Origin of the sequence: Shewanella sp. SG44-6 (assembly GCF_014164185.1) — a bacterium.
Lineage (GTDB): Bacteria > Pseudomonadota > Gammaproteobacteria > Enterobacterales > Shewanellaceae > Shewanella > Shewanella vesiculosa.
On sequence record NZ_JACJER010000103.1, the window covers coordinates 1 to 16,691 of the forward strand.

At 41.6% G+C, this 16,691-nt stretch carries 14 protein-coding genes; 7 read left to right on the forward strand and 7 right to left on the reverse strand.

Annotated features, from left to right (window positions below; genetic code table 11):
• Nucleotides 1-9: 9 nt before the first annotated feature.
• The 4 genes from H5185_RS16240 to H5185_RS16255 are packed head-to-tail and all read left to right on the forward strand — an operon-like array spanning nucleotide 10 to nucleotide 3,849.
• Nucleotides 10-267, forward strand: a complete 258-nt coding sequence (locus H5185_RS16240; RefSeq protein ID WP_182742626.1) for a chaperone NapD — start codon at nucleotides 10-12, stop codon at nucleotides 265-267.
• Between the two features lie 2 nt (nucleotides 268-269).
• Nucleotides 270-2,759: a nitrate reductase catalytic subunit NapA gene (napA, locus tag H5185_RS16245; protein WP_182742633.1), complete on the forward strand. Its 2,490-nt coding sequence runs from the start codon at nucleotides 270-272 to the stop codon at nucleotides 2,757-2,759.
• Between the two features lie 11 nt (nucleotides 2,760-2,770).
• Nucleotides 2,771-3,241, forward strand: a complete 471-nt coding sequence (locus H5185_RS16250; protein ID WP_124016442.1) for a nitrate reductase cytochrome c-type subunit — start codon at nucleotides 2,771-2,773, stop codon at nucleotides 3,239-3,241.
• Nucleotides 3,242-3,249: 8 nt separating this feature from the next.
• A complete protein-coding gene (locus H5185_RS16255; RefSeq protein WP_124016443.1) occupies nucleotides 3,250-3,849 on the forward strand; it encodes a cytochrome c3 family protein in 600 nt (199 codons plus the stop codon).
• Between the two features lie 80 nt (nucleotides 3,850-3,929).
• Here H5185_RS16255 and H5185_RS16260 read toward each other — a convergent pair whose 3' ends face one another.
• Nucleotides 3,930-4,940, reverse strand: coding sequence for a D-alanine--D-alanine ligase (locus tag H5185_RS16260; RefSeq protein ID WP_124016444.1), 1,011 nt, complete (start codon nucleotides 4,938-4,940; stop codon nucleotides 3,930-3,932).
• Nucleotides 4,941-5,484: 544 nt separating this feature from the next.
• Entirely contained in the window at nucleotides 5,485-7,590 is a 2,106-nt protein-coding gene (locus H5185_RS16265) for a TonB-dependent siderophore receptor (RefSeq protein ID WP_182742627.1), read from the reverse strand.
• Between the two features lie 260 nt (nucleotides 7,591-7,850).
• Between H5185_RS16265 and H5185_RS16270 the strand changes: the two genes are divergently transcribed.
• Together H5185_RS16270 and H5185_RS16275 are read left to right on the forward strand one after the other, a co-directional pair.
• Nucleotides 7,851-9,023 carry a PepSY domain-containing protein gene (locus H5185_RS16270; RefSeq protein WP_182742628.1) on the forward strand — a complete coding sequence of 391 codons (1,173 nt, stop codon included), beginning with the start codon at nucleotides 7,851-7,853 and terminating at the stop codon, nucleotides 9,021-9,023.
• Nucleotides 9,023-9,499, forward strand: coding sequence for a hypothetical protein (locus H5185_RS16275; RefSeq protein ID WP_182742629.1), 477 nt, complete (start codon nucleotides 9,023-9,025; stop codon nucleotides 9,497-9,499). Before H5185_RS16270 ends, H5185_RS16275 begins: the two co-directional genes overlap by 1 nt.
• 92 nt (nucleotides 9,500-9,591) lie before the next feature.
• Here the strand turns inward: H5185_RS16275 and H5185_RS16280 are convergent, their stop codons facing one another.
• From H5185_RS16280 to H5185_RS16295, 4 genes are all read right to left on the reverse strand, one after another.
• The gene (locus H5185_RS16280) at nucleotides 9,592-9,918 is read right to left on the reverse strand and encodes a YkgJ family cysteine cluster protein (protein ID WP_049763595.1); all 327 of its coding nucleotides are present in this window, start codon (nucleotides 9,916-9,918) and stop codon (nucleotides 9,592-9,594) included.
• A 503-nt stretch (nucleotides 9,919-10,421) separates the two neighbouring features.
• Nucleotides 10,422-11,153: a hypothetical protein gene (locus tag H5185_RS16285; RefSeq protein WP_182742630.1), complete on the reverse strand. Its 732-nt coding sequence runs from the start codon at nucleotides 11,151-11,153 to the stop codon at nucleotides 10,422-10,424.
• A gap of 97 nt (nucleotides 11,154-11,250) precedes the next feature.
• The gene (locus tag H5185_RS16290) at nucleotides 11,251-13,170 is read right to left on the reverse strand and encodes an alkaline phosphatase (protein ID WP_404717399.1); all 1,920 of its coding nucleotides are present in this window, start codon (nucleotides 13,168-13,170) and stop codon (nucleotides 11,251-11,253) included.
• 19 nt (nucleotides 13,171-13,189) lie between these two features.
• Nucleotides 13,190-14,794: an alkaline phosphatase gene (locus H5185_RS16295; protein WP_182742631.1), complete on the reverse strand. Its 1,605-nt coding sequence runs from the start codon at nucleotides 14,792-14,794 to the stop codon at nucleotides 13,190-13,192.
• A gap of 456 nt (nucleotides 14,795-15,250) precedes the next feature.
• Between H5185_RS16295 and H5185_RS16300 the strand changes: the two genes are divergently transcribed.
• Nucleotides 15,251-15,472, forward strand: a complete 222-nt coding sequence (locus H5185_RS16300) for a penicillin-binding protein (protein ID WP_182742632.1) — start codon at nucleotides 15,251-15,253, stop codon at nucleotides 15,470-15,472.
• A 324-nt stretch (nucleotides 15,473-15,796) separates the two neighbouring features.
• Here the strand turns inward: H5185_RS16300 and H5185_RS16305 are convergent, their stop codons facing one another.
• Nucleotides 15,797-16,408: a Yip1 family protein gene (locus H5185_RS16305; RefSeq protein WP_124016455.1), complete on the reverse strand. Its 612-nt coding sequence runs from the start codon at nucleotides 16,406-16,408 to the stop codon at nucleotides 15,797-15,799.
• Nucleotides 16,409-16,691 lie beyond the last annotated feature (283 nt).

Sequence of the window (16,691 nt, forward strand, 5' to 3'; positions counted from 1 at the left end):
GAGCGATGTATGAGTAATGAACTTCACGTAACCAGCCTAATTGTCCAAGTACACCCCGATAAAATGGCTGACGTAAGACAAAAAATTATGGCCATCAAGAATGCTGAATTGTCAGCTAATAATGACGTTAAGTTAGTGGTTGTCGTAGAAGGTCCGAGCCAACGATCGTTGATGGATGATATCTCAACCATTAGTGCCATTCCCGGTGTGTTGACGGCCACCATGGTGTATCACCAAAGTGAAGAGCTTGAAGAAGGTGAAGTATGAACATGAATAGACGCGATTTTATGAAAGCCAATGCCGCTATCGCAGCGGCAAGTGTTGCAGGATTAGCACTACCGACCAGTGCAAGCAACCTGATCACTAGCTCAGAACAAACCAAATTAGAATGGAACAAAGCACCTTGTCGTTTTTGCGGTACCGGTTGTTCTGTGATGGTTGCCACCCGTGAAGGTAAAGTTGTTGCCACACATGGCGATGCCAACAGTGAAGTTAACCGCGGCTTAAACTGCATTAAAGGTTATTTCCTTTCTAAAATTATGTATGGTCGTGATCGTCTGCAAACGCCTATGTTGCGTATGACTGATGGTAAATATGACAAGCATGGTGAATTCACTCCTATTACATGGGAAAAAGCCTTCGACACTATGGCCGAGCGTTGGAAAGCCACCATAAAAGCCAAAGGCCCAACTGCGGTGGGAATGTTTGGTTCTGGTCAGTGGACCGTCTGGGAAGGGTATGCCGCGGTTAAGTTAATGAAAGCTGGCTTTGGTTCAAATAACATCGACCCTAATGCGCGTCATTGTATGGCATCTGCGGTAGGTGGCTTTATGCGTACCTTCGGTATCGATGAGCCAATGGGCTGTTATGACGACATGGAAGCGGCTGACGCGTTTGTGCTTTGGGGCTCAAACATGGCAGAAATGCACCCCATTTTGTGGACTCGTATAACCGACCGTCGTTTAAGTGCACCACACGTTAAAGTTGCCGTGTTGTCGACCTTTGAACATCGTTCATTTGACCTGGCTGATTTGCCAATTGTATTTACGCCACAAACCGACTTGGCGATGCTTAACTTTATTGCCAATTACATTATCCAAAATGGCAAAGTGAATAAAGATTTTATCAAAAAGCATGTTAACTTCCGCAAGGGCACAACGGATATAGGCTATGGCTTACGGCCAACGCATCCACTGGAAATGAAAGCCAAAAACGTCGCCACAGCGGGTGACTCTACACCGATTGATTTTGACGAATTTGCTAAATTTGTGGCTGATTATGATGTTGAATCTGTCAGTAAGTTGTCTGGTGTACCAGAACATAAGCTTATTGAATTAGCTGAGCTGTATGCTGATCCCGATCGTAAAGTAACGTCATTCTGGACCATGGGCTTTAACCAACATACTCGTGGTGTGTGGTGTAATAATCTAATTTATAACATTCACTTGTTAGTCGGTAAAATTTCTACTCCAGGTAACAGTCCATTCTCATTAACGGGTCAACCGTCTGCTTGTGGTACAGCACGTGAAGTGGGCACATTCTCACATCGTTTACCTGCTGACATGGTGGTGACTAACCCTGAGCACAGAAAGCGCGCCGAAGATATTTGGCACATTCCCAGTGGTATTATTCCCCCTAAACCTGGCTACCATGCGGTAGAGCAAAACCGTCGCTTAAAAGATGGCGATTTAAATTGCTACTGGGTTCAAGTGAACAACAATATCCAAGCTGGTGCCAATATTAACGAAGAGGGTTTACCGGGCTACCGTAATCCAGAAAACTTTATCGTAGTGTCTGATGCTTACCCAACCGTGACGACTCAAGCCGCCGATTTGATTTTACCAACAGCAATGTGGGTCGAAAAAGAAGGTGCTTATGGTAATGCTGAACGTCGGACTCAATTTTGGCATCAAATGGTCAAGGCGCCCGGCGAGTCACAGTCTGATTTATGGCAGTTGATGGAATTCTCTAAGCGTTTCACTACTGACGAAGTGTGGCCTGCAGAAGTGTTAGCTGCTAACCCTTCGTTTAAAGGTAAAACCTTATATGAAGTGCTTTATCTCAATGGCAATGTCGATAAATTTCCATTGGCAGATGCTGATCCAAAATACTTAAATGATGAAGCTAAGCATTTTGGTTTTTATATTCAAAAAGGTTTATTTGAAGAATATGCCACCTTTGGTCGCGGTCATGGTCATGATTTAGCTGACTTTGATGTGTACCACAAAGAACACGGCTTACGTTGGCCTGTGGTGAATGGCAAAGAAACCAAATGGCGTTTCCGTGAAGGATCAGATCCCTACGTTAAAGCCGGTACCGACTATGAGTTTTATGGTAAGCCAGATGGTCGCGCGGTTATTTTCGCCTTGCCTTACGAGCCTGCGGCAGAGTCGCCAGATGAAGAGTTTGATATTTGGTTATCAACAGGGCGTGTGCTTGAGCATTGGCACTCTGGTTCTATGACCCAACGTGTACCTGAACTTTATAAAGCTTTTCCTGATGCAGTGTGTTTTATGCACCCTGAAGATGCTAAAAAGCGCGGTTTACGCCGTGGTGATGAGATTAGAGTTGTGTCTCGCCGTGGTGAAATTAAAACCCGTGTTGAAACCCGTGGACGTAATAAGCCGCCTGTAGGCTTAGTGTTTGTGCCTTGGTTTGATGCCAGTCAGCTCATTAATAAAGTGACGTTAGATGCGACAGATCCTTTGTCAAAACAAACTGACTATAAAAAATGTGCAGTAAAGATTGTTAAGGCTTAAGGAGACAGACCATGAAAACAGGTAAATTATTATCGATTATCGCGTTATTAGGTTTCTCTGTCAGTGTAATGGCTACCAGCATACCTGAAGACAAAATCGACACATTACGTTTAGCGCCAATTAATATCGAACCGACACCGCCTGCAATGCAAGCGGTGATCAATACCGATGTTAAGCAGGTTCGTAATTATCCTATGCAGCCACCGGTGATCCCGCACAAGATTGATGGTTATCAAATCGATCTTAAAGTGAACAAGTGTATCCAGTGTCATGCGCGTACCAGTACCGGTCATTCACAGGCGCCAATGGTGAGCGTGACTCACTATATGGACCGTGACAATAATTTCTTGGCTGATTTATCACCCCGTCGTTATTTCTGTACTCAGTGTCATGCACCGCAGTTAGATGCCAAGTTGTTGGTTGAAAATGACTTTGTCGATATAGACCACTTAATGAAGGCGAAAGCCGCAGTTAAGCACTAGGAGTGACTATGTTTGCAAAATTATTTGAGCAACTAAAACTCGTGTGGAAAGTGCTGCGTCGTCCGAGTGTCCATTACAGTCTTGGCTTCTTAACCATTGGTGGATTTATCGCAGGAGTGATCTTCTGGGGCGGATTTAACACCGCTTTAGAACTGACTAACCGCGAGCAATTCTGTATCGGTTGCCATGAAATGGAAAACAACGTTTATCAGGAGCTGCAAACCACCATTCACTTCACTAACCGAAGTGGTGTGCGTGCAACCTGTCCGGATTGCCATGTGCCACATAACTGGACCGACAAAATTGCCCGTAAAATGCAAGCGTCTAAAGAAGTGTGGGGTAAAGTATTCGGTACTATTAGCACGCGAGAAAAGTTTGAAGGCAAGCGTCGAGAGCTGGCGGAACATGAATGGCAACGCCTTAAAGCTAACGATTCATTAGAGTGCCGTAACTGCCATAATTTTGATTATATGGATTTCACTCGTCAGTCTAAGCGTGCATCACAAATGCATTCAACGTCTCTGGCTAGCGGCGAAAAAACCTGTATCGATTGTCATAAAGGGATTGCACATCAATTACCTGATATGGCGGGTGTAGAAGGGTTCTAAACGGGTTAATATTGTAAGCGTATAGAAAAGGCCAGCAAATTTGCTGGCCTTTTGTTTTATGCATTTCGAACTAAAGTTGTTTACGTTAAATCAAGCTGTTGCCCAATCACATCAATTAAATATTCAGTGAAATCATGGCCATGGTTTTGCAACATCTTCGGGAACATTGAAATAGGCGTTAACCCAGGGAAGGTATTGATTTCATTCAAAAGGATTTGATTATCATCAGTTAAAAAGAAATCGATACGCGACAAGTGACGTAATTTCATCCCTTTAAAGGCTTTTATTGCGTAATCACGGATCAGTTGACTGATCTCAGGGCTGAGGTTCTCTGCAACCACGTCGGTTCGGGCCTTACTATTTTTAGCGTACTTTTCATCAAATGAATAAAAGGTATTGCTGTCACAAATAATCTCGCCCGGTAAGGTCGCAACTACTTCACCTTGATACTGGTATACGGCGACTTCTAATTCACGCGCATGGATAGTTTGCTCAACGACCACATAAGGGGCATAACTGAATGCGTCTTTAAGTACGTTAGCGATATTGGCTTTCACATCAACCTTATAGCAACCCACAGACGATCCTTGTGAAGCAGCTTTAACGAAAACGGATCCCCAATGATCAAATGCTGTTTCAGTTTGCTTGATTGCATCATCATCTAGTTGATGCAAAAAGATGTAAGGCGTGTTTGGCACACCTAAAGCTGAAAACCACATTTTAGCGGTGATTTTGTTAAAACAATTACTTGAGGCTTCAGACTCACAGCCAAAGTAGGGCAGTTGAATTAAGTTAAAGTAAGATTGAATATCACCGGTTTCGCCCGGGAAACCATGAATACACGGGATCACATAATCAACGGGCCATGCTGGCGTATTGTTATCCTCAAAACGAATCTCACGCCGATTAGTCAGGTCGCATAATTTTCCGTCTTCAGTGTGATAATGACCGTGTTTATCGAGTACTAGCTTAAGTACCGAAAATTTATCTGACTTTGCCAGTGATGACTCAAAAAAACGTGCTGACATTAATGAAATATCGTGTTCTGCACCGCCACCGCCGCACAATAGCAGCAGATTAATCTTTGGCATGTTTGCTCCTGAAAGACCAAAAAAGAATGGGCTAGATTGGATTGGATTCGCCCTAAATAAGTAATGCTTATGATAAAGACCCTTAGCCATACAGCGCAAGTAAGAGTTAATACTATTTTAGCTAATTAGGTTTATTTTCGAAGCTAAGTAGCTTAAATAAGCTCAACGAAATAATAAACAGCGGCATATTTACTCGCTTGACGATGTGAGGGTATTTATAAGTTTTGGCTATACCTGTTTCGATTATCACTCTTTTATAAGCGCCAAAACCAGCGGCAGATTGAATCGTCAATAAGGCGATATAGTTGTAGACGACGAGCTCAACGCTATCTTTGTGTTGGGCCTGAAAATAATTTCATGTATCAGCTGTAAAAGTAAAAACCTCTTTTTATGTTTATAAAAAGAGGTTTTTTATCAATCAATATACTGTCTGTTAGCGTGGTTACCGCACCAATTATATCGATGTGGTAACCAACGCATTAAACGCAAATACTTAAATTGATGGCATAAATTCAGTCGCTGCGCGGTAGCGTATTCATGCCACTTAGAAGCGATAAGTTAAGTTCACCGAACCATTCACAGGTGCGCCGTAATAGCCAATTGTCGCCAAGCTAGTAATGTACTTTTCATCGGTGAGATTATTAATGTTCGCTCTTAGGTTTAGATCGTCAGAAATGTTCCAACTTGCAAAAGCATTAACCACTAAATAGGCATCTTGCTCTACATTAGAGTCAACGTTTTTGGTTTCTGATTGCCATCTGCCGCCTAATCCAACGCTTACTTCTGGCAATTGTGGCATGGTATAATCCATCGAAAAGTTAACAACGTTTCGTGCTGCCCACTCATTTGCTTCAGCGCCGTTGTCATCTTCTATATCAAGCAGCGTATAAGCGAATACTGCATTGAGGTTGTCTGTGATGCGTCCCGTTACTTCAACTTCAAATCCTTTCGATTCGACGTTTACACCTTTATAAAAATAGTTTCCGTTAGCATTAAGGCCGGCGTAGCTAGCGAGGTTATTTTGCTCAGCACTAAATAGTGCAAAGGTAGCCATTAAATCATTATCAAGCCACAGGGTTTTTAGCCCCAGTTCGTAATTGACGCCTTTAGTTGGGTCTAAAAAATACCCATCGTAATCATATTGCTCTTGTGGTTGGTAAATATCTGAATAACTGAAATAGGTATTTATATCCTCTGTGATGCTGTAAACCACGCCTGCATAAGGGCTTAATTCACTCTCATCGTTGTCAATATCAACACCGCTATTAATACCTTCGCGGGTATATTTAATCGCATTAAAACCAGCAACGACAAATAGGCTGTCATTGATATTGAACTTAGTCGAACCATAAGCGCGTAGTAAGCTAACATCTATGTCAGAGTACTCGATTTTATCGGCCCATTCTGGCTCAGGAATAGCATCGAGATCGTAAGGGAAGGTTGGCGTGGGCCCATATGCCGGAGTGGCAGTATAATCAAATGGATGTTGGTACATGTATTTTTTACTTTTTGAGCCGCTTAAGCCTAAGGTCAGTTCGTGATCTTGACCAAATAAGCCGTAATGACCAATTGTGGTGATATCTAACATATCGGCTGAAAATTCAGTGTCATAGCGACCTGGCGACCCCATTAACCCTAAACCCGTTTCTTTATCAATGGTGCCAGAAGCATAAAATAGCTTACTTTCATCTTCTAATCCTTGATGATTATAGGCAACTTTGAGATCCCAATCGTTAGGCAGTATGTAAGTATACTCAACAAACGCGGTTGTATTAATGGTGTCCCACATTGTCCAGTCTTGACTTGTAGTCGCACTAGTATCCCACTCAGCTTGGGTACCGTCAGTATAGTTAAATACTAATCCACCCCAGGTATTACCGTCTGTGTTGGCATCTTGGTAAGAAAACCCTAACGTTAAGGTTGAGTTATCTGTTAACTGACCATCAACGACAGCGTAAAGATAACCACGGTCATTTTCTAGGCCATCTAGGTATGACCCTTTGTCTTCTACTACCGCAACAACTCTACCAGCCCAACTACCGCTTTCTGTTAATAGGGCAGAGTAATCAGCCTGTACGCGCTTAAAATCATCCGAACCGTATGAGATGCCTACTTCACCTTCATTTTCATTCGTCGGGCGTTTACGCACATAATTAATGGTACCAGCAGAATTACCTATCCCGGTTAGTAGGCCGTTAGCGCCACGAATAACTTCAATTTTTTCATAACCATAAGCTTCCATTGCACCAGTGACTATCCCCCAGTCATTTGGCAATCCAACGCCATCAATTTGGGTACTTTTAATTTCAAAACCACGAGAAGTATATTGTGTGCGGTTGGTTTCCCATTCTTCAACATTAATACCAGTAGCAAGACGAAGTACGTCGTTAAGATTATTAGCGCCAAAATTAGTTATTTGATCGTTGGTGACCACACTGATTGATTGAGGTGTCTCATTAATCTCCATGGTTAAGCCTGTTGCACCTTGGCTAACGCGTTTATAACGTACACCTAAGATTTGGATTTTTTCAATGTTTTGATCATTGTTGTCAGCATTTTGTTGTTGTTCGGCTGCTAGGGCGAAGGGCTGTACTACAAAGCCCATCGCCAAAACTAATGATGAAAGTGCAAATATGTGTTTCGGTTTCATGTTTTGCTTTACCTGTATCTTTTTCAAACGATGAATAATATTAACGGCCAACCATAGCGCTTATTAGATGCTAATGTTATTGCTAACGATTATCATTAGCAAATATAATTAAGGTCAGATTGATAAAAATGCGAGGATTAACCCAAAATTTACAATTGATAATTATTATCACTCAATATTTGTTGAGATTGGTTATCAATCGTATTAGCATGTGCGGGATATTCATGTATATAACGACAGCGAACAAATTTGGAAAACAGATGGCAAAACGTAGTAATCGATTTTGGTTTAAGCTTCATGGCTGGTTTTCATTACCCGTATGGATAATATTTTGTTTTGTGTGCCTTACCGGGACCATTTCAGTGATAAGTCATGAGTTAACCTGGCTGACCAATCCTGACGCTCGCGCAACTAATCCGCAAAATTTGACTGAAAAGCCGATGTCAGAACTCGTTGACATTGTGCAACAAGCGCACCCAACAGCAAACATCACCACAGTGATGAGCTTTGAGTCTTATCTGGTTAATGCAGTGATCTTTAGTGATAGCGATGTGCCTTTTGCTATCGCTTACGTCAATCAATACACAGGCCAAATACAAGCAATCAACCTTGGCATGACCTTCACTAATTTTATGCGTTCCTTACATGGCTGGTTGCTGTTTCCTTGGCACAGTAATTACAGTGTTGGCTATTACATTGTCTGTTTCATGGCCATTGTGATGTTAGGAGCGCTGGTATCTGGACTGGTGATTTATAAAAAGTTCTGGCGCGCTTTTACTCAGCCTAAATTACGAATAAACCAAGGTAAAAAAACGCTGCTTGCAGATCTCCATCGATTGGCTGGCGTGTGGTCAATGTGGTTTTTAATGTTAATGAGCATTACGGGGTTATGGTATTTAGCACAGGCGATTATGTGGCACAATCAAATCGAGATTGAAGAACATCCTCCTTTAGTGGAGGTCAGTCAGCTTATAACGACAACCGATGGTGCGCCAATTAGGCCATATACTTTGGCTAATGCACTTCATCTCGCAGAGCAAACCTTCGCGGATTTTAAAAGTACTTACATTATGCTTCCTGAGCACAATCGAGATACTTACAAAGTGTATGGTCAAGGAGATCATATTTTCTATGATCAATACGCTTATGGTGTGACGGTTAATCCTTGGAGCGGCAATATTGAAAGTGAAAGATCGCCAGCGGCAATGACGACGTTACAAACGCTATCACATATCGCTAATCCCCTGCATTACGGCACAATCGGCGGTTTGTGGACCAAAGTGATTTGGTTTGTTTTTGGCGTATTTCTAACGGGTATGTCTATCACAGGATTTTTAATGTGGGGAAGTCGAACCGTAAAAGCTGCCAGAACCGAACTCGACGATTCGTTGACAATGCATAACTCACCGCTAGTCGAGCAGGAAGGTAACTAATGGCCCGCATTAAAAACACCATATGGAATCGTTACAAGTATAAAATAAATGGCTTAATGCTAGTGCTAGTTGGTTATTTTCTATATCAGTCTTTATTCCCGCAATTCCCTGATGCATGGGAAACCCAAGCGGTCGGAGCTTTTGAAATAACACCTATGCCGTATAATCTTGATCCGCCATATCTTCACGATGGTACCTACACTAAAGATTTTTTATTATTGTTTAGTAAGGGGCAGGTAAACCAGATCCGTCAAGCATATTTAAATATTGGCACAGAGCCCTTACCATTAGAAACACTGCAAATGGGCGATGCAGGTATCTTGCATGGAAGTCAGCATGGACAAGAAGTTCATGCTATTGCGCCAGAAATATTAACAGCAGAACACAAGGCGTGGTTAACCATTGAAAATTGGCAGGGGCAACAGCAAGTTATTAGCTGGAAGTTACCTGATGTATTTTATCAGTCATCAAACTAAAGCATTGTAGCTTTTGGGACGGCTTAATTTCATTGAGCAGTTTGTTGATGTTAACTGTAATGGCATTACATTTAACATCAATGTCTTAGGGCTTATATTCCGAAAGCTTCGCGTTCAGAGACACATTCGTATTCGGCCATTTCAAATTCACGACAAATCAGTGGCCGAACTTCGTAAATTGAACACATCATAGTGTCTCGGTCTAGCGCGGCACACCAACCATCATCAAGACGGCGCATCACTTCTCCGCCCCAATTATCTTTGGCTATATACACTTTAGGCACACCGGTTTCGGTGATTAACATTACTTCTAAGCGGCAACAACAGGCCTGGCAATTTGAACAGGTCACAGCTGCTGGTTGCTCTACAGCGCTTATCGATGCGGGAGTCGATGATTTATCGGACGACTCAGGGAACATGGTAATGATATTGGTGGGCATTTAAGGGCTGCAGTTGAACATTTGGACTAAGGATACCGTAATTTTGCGGCGTTGACGTTATCTTAGCGCAAATAATCATGAGATTGGGATACTCGCCAAACTCACTCAAGAGCCCTTGGCGGTTGAGGATTATAAGGCAACCACTTTAGCGTTTGATGCATGCTCGCAACAATAATGCCGCTACCGCATTGGCAAGTGTCATCACTGCTGAGTTTATTGTCGCATGTGCCGTATTTTCATTAATCCAGCGCGACGTCTAGTAGGTGTTGTCAATATTGAGCGAGAAGCCTTCAATCAGTCTAGTTTGTCACGGCATTATGTTTAATGACCCGTCTTACGGGAGTAACGCTTCACTTCCCTGTGATAGCGAGACAAATCACTTGATTAATGTTCAGTTTACTTGATACCGAGGCGCGAAGAACGAAGATAACTGTCACGGCTTTGATCACATAAACCCATATGTACTATGGCTCATGCCAATGTTAATGCTGATGTGCTGACGATAATGAATTACCTTCGCTGTCATAAAATCCTGATGCGCTGTGCTCAATAAAACCTAAGTTGATCATTTTTCTAAAAAATGGGTCATATTCACTATCGCCAATATCAGCAAAGTCGGTCGATTGGTACGCAGATAATGTATCTAACTGTTGTTGAATAATGTTGTTGTCGTAAGTTATTTCGCTTAATTGCCAATTTATGGCTTTATCTGCAGATTCACTTTTATCTGACAATACAGTACTAATGCGTTGTACTAATTTTTTTGCTGGAAACCACCATATATCAACGATTTTTGTATTTGTTTGTTGTTGATAATGCTCAAGTTTGTTGCAACCTTGTCCAGTAGTTTCAATGAGTGTTGACTGGTTTTTAAATAACGGGTTCAGTAATTGTGCATGATATTGCCATGCTTGATTAGATTTCGTTTTGGTCGCTTCGTATTCAATTGCACGTTTATCATCCATAAAATATGAGGTTTTTTTCATGTGATTATTTGGCAGTGTGGTCCATTGTGTTGCTACTTGTTGATTGCTGATGTGAAATACCGAGTTTTGGGCTCTTAATAATACCAGTTGGTTTTGTTTGTTTGATGCTGCATCGTGAGTTGTTTGTTCAATATTATAAGTCGCCATAAGGGTAGTTGATTGGCAGTCTTCACTTGCTGAAGCAAATAACGGCAAAGTGATAGCGGTTATTAATAATAGAGTTTTCATGTGTTTCATCTTTTTGGCTGATTAAGTATCAAGGTGGAAGCTAAACGTTAAAGAATAGGGGCAAGCCCCTATTCTTTATTGATAACGTTTTACTTCTTTACTGGGCTGTACCTGAAAGGTTGCCTGCGTAATCCATTACGTGAAATATTAAGCTTTGCTCATTAGTTCCTGTTATTAATTGGGCACCAGGTCCAACAGCAAAAACACCAACGTCTTCACCCGCATGCGTTTCACTATCGAGTGGTACTAACGACTCTTGGTGGAACCCAGCAGTTGATGTATCAACATCAGTTAAGTCAACGCGGCCTGTTACTGCTGCAGCTGCATAGCTTGCATCAGCATCGGTTTGTGCGCCTAAATTTCTAAAACCAAGGCCGTTGGCATAACCTAACGTTGTATAAGGCATGTCGTCTGAGGCTAAACTTGGCTCAGTCTCACCAATACCAACCACTTTACCTAAGATTGGGTTACCACGTTTAGGGTAGCCTGCAATGGTAAATACATGGCTGTGATCTGCTGTAACAATAATTAAGGTGTCTTCTTGGCTAGTTGCATCAACCGCTACTTGTACAGCCTTAGCAAACTCAATCGCGTCATTTAGCGCGTTGTAAGCATTTCCGGCATGGTGAGCATGGTCAATTCGACCAGATTCAACCATTAAGAAGAAACCTTTGTTGTTATTATCAAGCACCTTAATGGCAGTGGCTGTCATTTCTGACAAGCTAGGTTCACCAGCAATATCATTCTTACGATCAGCTTCGTATTGCATGTGTGATTCGTTAAATAAACCAAATACGTGTGGTGTCGTTTCAGTGTCGATAGCATTAAATGAAGTCTGGTCATATACATAAGCACTTGTTGCATACTTAGCTTGCCATTCGGCGGTTAAGTCACGGCCATCAGTACGGTCACCTTCAATCGTACTGACTGCGTCATTACTATTATATGCTGCATCTTTAGGTAAAAAATGACGACGACCACCACCCATAACAACTTCAATACCATCAACATCTACACCGGTATATCGAGCTTCTAAGTTGGCTTCAAAATTGACTAACTGTAATGCAATATCTTCACAATTAGCGCGTTCAGGATTGTTGGCAATATCCATATCAGAGATATCTTCCCAGTCACGATCTGCTGACTTTGCATAAGTCGCAGCAGGTGTCGCGTGGGTAATACGTGCGGTAGAAATAACCCCTGTTGATTTACCTGCAATCTCAGCTAATTCTAAGGCCGTAATCATCTCAATGCCTTTAGTGCTAGCACAATTGCCTCGAACCACATTTTCGTCAACACCTAACACGCCAGCATCCGTTTTAATGCCCGACATCATCGCTGTCATTGTTCCTGCAGAATCTGGTGTTTGTGCATCAACGTTGTAGGTTTTTGCTAAACCAGAAAATGGGAACTTATCAAAGCTTAATTGGTTTTCTTCACCCATCATGCCTTTATTTTGACCATCTAAAATACGCGCGGCGGTGACAGTTGAAATACCCATACCGTCACCAACAAATAAAATCACGTTCTTAGCTGAGCCTTTAAGTGCTGTTATTTCAGCCGCGGTAGATGCTGTTGCAATCGATACGTTGGCATTATTTACTAATTGGCTATCTATTTTTTTCCAAACATCATCTGCCGTTTCTATTTCGGCAGCACCTTGTTTAAACCATGAGTTATTTAAACTGCTCAGCAGTTCGCTATCATTTACTGAGGTTGCGGCAGGCGAGCATACATATTGAGTGGATGTTATTTCAGACGCATCTAAAACGGTATCAGCATTGGTATCGATACCCGAGTCGATTTGCACACCACCATTGAGACAATTTTCATTACCTACCGGCAAGGGAGTTTGTGTTATTAACGCGTTGTTTCCGTTAGTACCATTCGTTCCGTTTGATCCATTTGAACCATTGATGCCGTTGCTTCCATCTGTGCCATTGTCACCGTTGTCGCCGCAAGCTGATAATGCAAAAACCAAAGAAACTGTTATTGTTGATAATATAAATTTATTCATCATAAAAACCTTATAGGGTCTATTGACCAACTAAACCAAGAGCACGATTGATTAAATGGAATACGACACTTTGTTCAACAATACCTTGAACTAAATGCGCACCTGGGCCTGATGTATGAATAGCAACATCTTCCCCCGCGTGAGTTTCGCTATCTAATGGAACAGTCACTTCTTGGTGATAACCTGGGGTTGTTGTATCGATTGCGGCAATGTCTTGACGGCCAGCGACAGCTTCAGCAGCATATGATGCGTCGCCATCTGTTTCAGCGCCTAAGTTTCTGAAACCCAGTCCATTGCTATAACCTAATGTGGTGTAAGGATTGCCGTCTGAATCTTCACTAGGCTCAGTAGCACCAATACCAACAACTTTACCCAAAATAGGATTACCACGTTTAGGATAGCCAGCAATCGTAAACACATGGCTGTGATCGGCGGTGACAATAATGAGCGTTTCTTCATCATTTGTTGCATCTATTGCCGCTTGAACGGCATTTGAAAACTCAATAGCGTCATTAAGGGCTGTGCTTGCACTACCAGCATGATGACCATGGTCAATTCGTCCAGATTCAACCATTAAAAAGTAACCTTTTGGGTTGTTATCCAGTACTTTAATGGCTTTGTCGGTCATTTGAGAAAGGCTTGGTTCGCCGGCAATATCATTGCCTCGGTCAGCTTCGTATTGCATATGAGATTCATTGAATAAAGCAAAAACACGTTCAGTCGTTTCTGTATCAATGGCATCAAATCCAGCTTGGTTGATAACGTATTTACCATTTGGATACATAGCGCTCCATTCTGCGGTCAAATCACGTCCATCGGTTCGATCGCCTTCAATAGCGCTAACGGCATCAATACTATTAAATGCGGCGTCTTTAGGGAGAAAATGTCGACGTCCGCCGCCCATAACAACATCAATACCATTTACATCAACTCCGGTATAACGTTGTTCTAGATTTTTTTCAAAGTTAACCAGTTGAGATGCGATATCTTCGCAATTTGCACGTTCAGCATTATTGTCAATATCCATATCTGAGATATCTTCCCAGTCACGGTCTGCTGATTTTGCATATGTGGCGGCTGGCGTTGCGTGGGTAATACGAGCGGTTGATATCACACCCGTCGACAAGCCTTTTATTTCGGCTAACTCTAGAGCCGTTACAACTTCGTTGCCTTTAACAGAAGCACAACTTCCACGAACGACGTCTTCGTCAACACCCAAAACACCAGCGTCTGATTTTAAGCCGCTCATCATGGCTGTCATGGTGCCAGCTGAATCAGGTGTTTGTGCATCTACATTGTATGTTTTAACTAGAGCTGAATAAGGAAATGTTTCAAAGCTTAAGTAACCTTCTTCACCAGAATTACCAGCTAATTGTCCTTTTAAAATCCGAGCAGCGGTAAGTGTAGAAATACCCATACCATCGCCAACAAACAAGATGACATTTTTTGCTCTTGTTGATCTTGATTGTTGTAATTTTTCGGTGATGGTTGCTTGGCCGTCTTTATACCAAGCATTATTGAGTTGTGTGTCAGTCGTTGTCGCTGCGGTTGCAGAACCAGCGTATGTTGCCGAAGACAATATACTAGCGATAACCACTGATAAGCCTTGTTTGAGCATATTCATATTACCCTATGTTGTAGTTAAGTTATTTAAGGACCTAGCCATAACATAGAGGTTTATAATGAACATAAAGTAACACCTGGGTTACAATTTGTTTACAAGTGGGTTTCAGTTTTAATTATATCTATTAAGCTATTAATTTTTATAGTTATTGAGTAATTGATACTGTCTTGTAATTTTGCAGATAAATAAACTTGCTACCTTGTCTGTACTTGAATTACCCTGAATGCAATTAACATCCAATACTATGATTAAATTAAATATTCTATAAGTAAGTGATCATAAATAACTGTCGTAATCTGAGTTCAAAGAGGTTAAGTTGTTTACCTGTAAAAGAGGCACAGTTGAATTCTGGTCTCGCTTGTGCGCTTGTTGATATAATCAATTTCAACGCTATCTAGTGGCAGAATGCTTGAGTTAGATGTTATCAATTCAAACTATCAGATAAGGACCTTTTATATGAGTGACAAAATAAGTGAATCGGCGCTAAACGCATTGAAAATTGCGTTTACCTACATGCCAAAATCAATTGAAGTGACTAAATATGAGTATGGTGATGATTACCAAAAGATTTTAGATCACATTGAAACAGTCAGGGAAATATTATTGATTAATGATATCGATCCTGAAGAGGTTTATGGTGAGGTTAATCCTGAGAGTACGCCCAACTCATCGTATTGATAGAGTGAGTCTTGTTAGCTAATCATTTTAGCCGTGTTAGAACACCAGGTTACAGATTTACATCCCCGAAGCCGGCAGATAACGTCAGCGTATTTATTCTGTGACGATATTTTTTCATTATAAAATGGTTTTTTACGACTCCTAGCATTCTGCATTGCGCTACAGTTATCTTGTTTGCTTAAGCTCACTAAAAAGCTGTTCATGTCTTGTGGGAGTCATCAGAAGATAATGCATCTCCTGATACTCAACTTCATGCTCAACAGCTCATGTATCTTTGGCCAAATTGTTAAGGCGTTTTCCGTCGATGTGCTCAAAACATATGGCCTATCTGAACAGGTTCCAGATAATGGTATTGTCTGCACCAAGACTCCACAGCAATACAACGGCGGCTAGTAAAACCTCTAGTACTAATACACCAATAGCTAGCGTCGTGCTTGATATAATAAAGCCCTGTTGATTACTTATGCCTAAAAAGCTTGGTGTACCACGATAGAGTAAATAGCCTGTATAACAAATGCCCATAATGCAGGCGAGTGTACATAACCAAATCATAGGGTATATCGCAAACAGGCCACTTAAAAACATCGGTGTTGCAATATAACCGGCAAAGACAATACATTCATTTCTGCTTGGGCAATTAGGGTATTTACGCGCCAACCCATGGATCAAACTACCGACTATTGTCACTGCCGTTAAAATTAACACATAAAATAAAATTCCCAGGCTTAAACCGCTCTCCATTGAGACCTTGATTGTGTCTTCACCACCAAAAGTCCAGCCAAACTGTGTCGTACCAATAAAAGTACTGACCACCGGGATCGCCGCCAACCACAGTACATGACTGGTGTACAAATGACTGACCGTTTCATGTTCATTACTTATGTTGCGCCATTCTTTATCAGGATGATGTACAAGTCCCCAAACGTGATTAATCATGCTTCCTCCTCGCTTTTTTCAAGCTACAGTTTTTTTCTAAAACCTAAGGTTACTGGCACACTATGGTGTGTCTCAAATAACAGTATAGGAGGTAAGTGCATATTTGCTTTATTCGGCGCTATTTTTATTATCCTTTAGTTAGTGGCAACTGCAGTTAAGAGTGTTTGCGCAATCATCATAAAAATCGCTGGCTTTGTTACTTTTCTCAAATAAGAGCAATATTTTTTACCTGTTATATATTCAATGTAATGATTTAAAGACTAAACCAGTTATTGCGATGACC